The sequence below is a fragment of the Streptomyces sp. NPDC059456 genome, assembly GCF_042750055.1.
Lineage (GTDB): Bacteria > Actinomycetota > Actinomycetes > Streptomycetales > Streptomycetaceae > Streptomyces.
Genome location: NZ_JBHYVA010001014.1, coordinates 1 through 2,024, shown reverse-complemented (window position 1 = coordinate 2,024; position 2,024 = coordinate 1). Strand labels below are relative to the sequence as shown.

Sequence of the window (2,024 nt, the reverse complement as noted above, 5' to 3'; positions counted from 1 at the left end):
GGGGGGGGGGGGGGGGGGGCGCGGGGGCCCCCCCCCCCCCCCCCGGGGGGGGCCCGCAGGGTGGGGGGGCATCCGGCAGCCCACGGGTGCCGAAGGTCCGGCCTGCCGCAGAGGGCGGCCGTCGACCTCGACACCAATTGAACTGTAAACCATCTCCGGAGGGCGGGCGGCACCGCCCGGAGGGGGAGACCCCGGCCGCCTCGGCCTTCCACCCTCCCCCCTCCCCCTCCCCCGCTCGTCGTGTCGCGGGCCCGGCGGGCAGGCAGCCGAAATAATGGGGCCGTGAGCAGTGGTGGTTACTCGGCCGTGGTGCGCACCGCTGTGGCGGGCACGCTCCTGGTGCTCGGCTTCGCCGTGGTCTCGTGCAGTGGCGACGACCCGGGGGACACGGCGAAGGGCAAGGTCACCGTCGTCTACGAGGACGATGCGATCAAACCGGAGAACCGGCAGGCCGTCGAGGTGATCCGGAAGTCCCGCGTCCTGGAGCAGTCGGCCGACTGGGTCAACCACTCGCTCGCCCTCCCGCACGACCTGACCGTGAAGGTCACCGACAAGGTCCCGCCCGGGGTCGAGGACGCCGTCACCCAGCCCGACGGCCGGACGATCTACGTGCCCCCGGAGTTCCTGGCCCAGGTCCGGGGGATCGCCACCGACGTGGCCAAGAGCGTCGAGCGGCCCGCCCTGTTCCCGAAGGACCGGTACAACGCCGACGACCTGACCGCGCTGTCCACCCGGTTCATCTTCGGCCACGAGCTGGGCCACGCCCTGCAGCGTCAGCTGATGCTGGCGAACCTCGGAATGGAGGAGGACGCCGCGGACGGGTTCGCGTCGTTCTCCACCGTCAACGAGGCCGGACCCGCACCCTCGCTGGCGGCCGCGCTCGTCTTCGACGAACTCGCCCGCAAGCAGGGGAAGATCACGCTGGAAGGGCTCTCCAGCGATCACCCCGTCACCCAGGCGCGGGTCTTCAACTTCCTCTGCGACCTGGAAGGAAGCGACCCGAAGAGGTACGAGGGCCCGCTGGTCGGCGCCGGCTACCTGCCGAAGTCCCGCGCGCCGCTGTGTCCGCAGGCCTGGGCGATGCTGGACCACGGCTGGTGGACCCAGCTCCAGCCGCACTTCACTCGTGCGTTCAAGGAGCAGGGCGACAAGGAGCAGCGAGAGGCCCGCGCCCGGCTGATCGCGGAGACGAAGGCCTTCGCGGAGCAGCTCGACCGGTACCGCAGCGGCCAGTGAACCCACGCACCGCCGGCCTCGTGGACCCCGCCTTCTAGGGCTTGAGGATCAGCCGGATCGGGTTCCCCTCCTTGCGTTCCAGCGCTTCGACCGCCCGAGCGGCCTCGGCCAGGGGAAAGATCCCGCTGACCGAGCCGGAGAGGTCCAGGCGCCGTCGGCCCACCAGGGCCACCAGGTCGGTGAGGTCCTCGGGCCGGGAGCCGTAGTGCCCGGTCACCTGCTGGCGGAACCGGCAGAACCAGGCATTGTCCTTGATGGTGAACGGCTGGTCGGTGAGGCCGACGAGTACGAGCCGGCCCCGCTCGGCGAGACTGGCCAGTGCCTGTTCCCGTGCGGCGGGGACGCCCGCGAAGTCCAGAGCGGCCGTGATGCCGCCGGCTCCGGAGACGGCGCGCAGGTTGGTCCCGAACTCCGGGTCGGCCGGGTCGAGGGCGGCGTCGGCGCCCAGCTGCAGGGCCCGCTCGCGTGCGGCGGCGAGCGGGTCCACGGCGATGATCGGGCAGGCGCCCACCATGCGGAGCAGCTGGACCGCGTGCGCGCCGAGGCCGCCGACGCCCCAGACGGCCACCGCCTCCGCGGGCCGTACGGCCGCGCTGGAGGTGATCGCCGCCCATGGCGTGGAGACGGCATCGGGGATGATGCACGCCTGCTCGAAGGGGATCCCCGGGGGCAGCTGCACCACCGCTTCGGCGGCGGCCCGGGCCGTTTACGCCCCACCCCCCGCCGACGTAACACCCCCCGGGCCCCGGGCCCCCCCCCCGCCCCCCCCCCCCCACTGGCACGCCGGG

2 protein-coding genes are annotated in these 2,024 nt (G+C 73.4%); one reads left to right on the top strand and one right to left on the bottom strand.

All coding sequences use genetic code 11. The annotated features are described in order from the left end of the window. Positions 1-282: 282 nt before the first annotated feature. Entirely contained in the window at positions 283-1,236 is a 954-nt protein-coding gene (locus tag ACFXA3_RS41660; protein WP_385196574.1) for a DUF4344 domain-containing metallopeptidase, read from the top strand. Positions 1,237-1,270: 34 nt separating this feature from the next. On the opposite strand, the gene ACFXA3_RS41655 is transcribed toward ACFXA3_RS41660, so the two are convergent. Beyond that, entirely contained in the window at positions 1,271-1,915 is a 645-nt protein-coding gene (locus tag ACFXA3_RS41655; RefSeq protein ID WP_385196572.1) for a zinc-binding dehydrogenase, read from the bottom strand. Between the last annotated feature and the right edge of the window lie 109 nt (positions 1,916-2,024).